General features: G+C 76.6%; 2 protein-coding genes. Both read right to left on the minus strand.

All coding sequences use genetic code 11. The annotated features are described in order from the left end of the window. A partial coding sequence (locus AOK22_RS38515; RefSeq protein ID WP_244165284.1) for a hypothetical protein occupies nt 1-1,827 on the minus strand: 1,827 nt, incomplete at its 3' end. 347 nt (nt 1,828-2,174) lie between these two features. Then, on the minus strand, nt 2,175-3,009 hold an 835-nt coding region (gene purD / locus AOK22_RS38520; RefSeq protein ID WP_244165285.1), incomplete at its 5' end, for a phosphoribosylamine--glycine ligase.

Below are 3,009 nucleotides of genomic sequence, written 5' to 3' on the forward strand. Positions count from 1 at the left end.
GTCCTGGCCGGGGGCCTTCTCGCCGAGGGCGTCCTGGCCGGGGGCCTTCTCGTCGGCAGCCGTCTCGCCGAGGGCGGCCTCACCGCGCGCGTTCCCGCCACGGCCGTTCTCACCAAAGGCTTGGGGCGCCTCGGTGCGGAGGGGCTCAGCGCGACGGGCTGCGTCGCCGAGGATCCCTTCGCCCAGGGCTGCCGCGGGCGAGCCCGCGGCTGTGCCGCGCTCGGTGGCCGAGCCCTCCGCGGGGAGGCCAGGGAGGCCTTCGCCTGCCGGGGCGCCCGGGGCGAGGTCCGCCGCGTCCCTGGTGGGCGCGCCGGTGGCCGCCCGGGGAGCGGGGCCTGCGTCGACGGGGGCGGTGCTTCCGGTGACGGGGGCCGTGCCCCCGACGGTCGCGGAAGCCACGCCTCCGTCGGCAGGGGCGCCGCCCGCGCCGACACGGGCGGCGACCGTCTGTGGGGTGGCGGCCGGCGACTCCGCCAGGGCGACGGACGCGCCGTCGCCCGCCGAGGCGGCCTCGGCGGCCGTGAGGTGGTGCAGGACGCGGTCGAGGGTCGGGCCCTCGGAGTCGGGGGCGGCCGGGCCGGCCGCGCGGCTGACGCCCAGCGAGTCCAGGACGCGGTGCAGCCGTGCGGCGTCCATGCGCCACTTCCGGTCCACGACCTCGTCCGGATACTCCTGCCAGGCCACCGGCGCCCAGTCAGGACCCGACTCGGCGGGGCCTCCGTGGAAGAGGCGGGCGGCGAGCAGCGAGGCCGCCTCGTCCACCGAACCGGGCTCCTCCAGCAGGTCGCAGGCGGGACGCTCACCCAAGCGGGAGGCGAACCCCTCCGCGAGACGGTCCCTGCGGGACAGCTCGGTCAGCGCCGAGACCACGCCCGCGTCCAGGCGGGACGGCCAGCGGCCCATGCGCCAGGCGGGCAGCGCGACCCGGGTGAGGAGGCGGTCCCAGCCCGCGTACGCGAGGCCGACCTGCTCCTGGGCGACGATCCGGACGCCGTAGTCCACGGTCTGGGCGCGCTCGGCGGCGGCCGCGGCGACGCCGCGCTCCATCTCGGCGGCGTGCACCCGGCAGTTGCGCAGGAGCACCCGGGCGACCCGGCCGATCCCGCCGAGCACCACGCGCGCGAGGAGGCCACGGCCGGGGGCCGAGGCGACCGCCACCGCGGCGTCGAGCCCGCGCACGAAGCGCCGGGCGGCGGCTATGTCGGGGTGGGCCGAGGGGCCCGTGCCCGCGACGACCGGGGCGAGCACCGCGCGCAGTTCGCCGACGCGCATCCACCACAGGAACGGCGAGCCGATGACCAGCACCGGGGCGACGGATGCCGGGCGCTGCGGGGCGCGCGCGCTCCGTACGCCGTCGGACCCCTGGCCGCGGCCGGCCGCGGCGGTGTCCTCGCGGTCCCGCGCGGGCGGGCCGTGCGCCGGGTGGGTGCGGTCCTCCAGCCAGCTGTCGCAGTCCGGGGTGAGCGCTATCGCCGAGGGCGCCGGCACGTCCAGGCGGTCGGCGAGGTCCCGCACCAGGCGGTACAGATCCGGGGCGGACTCCTCGGCGATCGGGACGGTGGGGCTCAGGGCGGGCCTGGCCCGCGCCACGACCAGGGCCACGGCCGCCGCGCCGAGCAGGACGAGCACGGCGATCACCGTGACGACCCAGCCGACGACCTCCCAACTCCCGCCGCCCACATGGCCCGTGGCCCGGCCGGCGAGCAGCACGACGGCGACGGCCGCGGGCAGCAGGGCGACGGCCAGCGCCCGGCTGCGCAGGCGCAGCACGGCGAGGGCCCGGGAGCGCGCCGCCTGCGCGCCCACCTCCACACCCATACCTGACACGACCGATGGCACCCCCTGTTGCCTACTGCTCGGCCACCGGCTCGGACCGGCGGCGCACATCAATGGCGTTGGTGTTGCTCACTCCCCCACTGTGGCACCCGCCACCGACATCGCAATGCCGGTGGTCTGTTTGGCTCTGGGTACCCGGAACGCTTGCGCCGCACCCTAGTTGGGGTGTCAGCCGCCGTCAGCCGGATGGGCCATCGGTCACTCGATGGAATGGCTTTGGCTAAAGCTGGCTGCCAAAAAGGCCCCGGATCCAGTCGCGGATCCGGGGCCTCAGGTTGGCCGAAAGTCACGTACGGGGCGCGTGGCACGTCACGCACGAGGTGCGTGAAGCGAACGGTTCACGCCTGGGCGGCCGCCTCCCGTGCCGCCTTCGCCGCGATGTCCGTGCGGTGCTGGGAGCCGTCGAGACGGACGCGGGACAGCGCGGCGTACGCCCGCTCGCGGGCCTCGGTCAGGCCGTCGCCGGTCGCCGTCACGGACAGCACACGGCCGCCCGCGCTGACGACGGCGTCGCCCTCGCGCTTCGTCCCGGCGTGCAGGACGTACGCGTACGGGGCATCCTGCGCGGCGACCTCGGCGAGGCCCTCGATGGGGTCGCCCGTGCGGGGCGTACCGGGGTAGTTGTGCGAGGCGACGACCACGGTCACCGCGGCGTCGTCGCTCCAGCGCAGCGGGGGCAGGTCGGCGAGGGTGCCGTTCGCCGACGCCAGCAGGATCCCGGCCAGCGGGGTCTTCAGGCGGGCGAGGACGACCTGGGTCTCGGGGTCGCCGAAGCGGGCGTTGAACTCGATGACGCGCACGCCGCGGCGGGTGATCGCCAGGCCCGCGTACAGCAGACCCGAGAACGGCGTGCCGCGGCGGCGCAGCTCGTCCACGGTCGGCTGGAGCACGCTCTCCATGACCTCGTCGACCAGCTTCGGGCCGGCCCACGGGAGCGGCGAGTACGCGCCCATGCCGCCGGTGTTCGGGCCCTCGTCGCCGTCGAGCGCGCGCTTGAAGTCCTGGGCGGGCTGGAGCGGGACGACGGTCTCGCCGTCGGTGATCGCGAAGAGGGAGACCTCGGGGCCGTCGAGGAACTCCTCGATGACGACGCGGTCGCAGGCGCGGGCGTGCGCCCTGGCCGCCTCGATGTCCTCGGTGACGACGACGCCCTTGCCGGCGGCGAGCCCGTCG

It is taken from the genome of Streptomyces silaceus (assembly GCF_001419745.1).
In the GTDB taxonomy this organism is placed as follows: domain Bacteria; phylum Actinomycetota; class Actinomycetes; order Streptomycetales; family Streptomycetaceae; genus Streptomyces; species Streptomyces silaceus.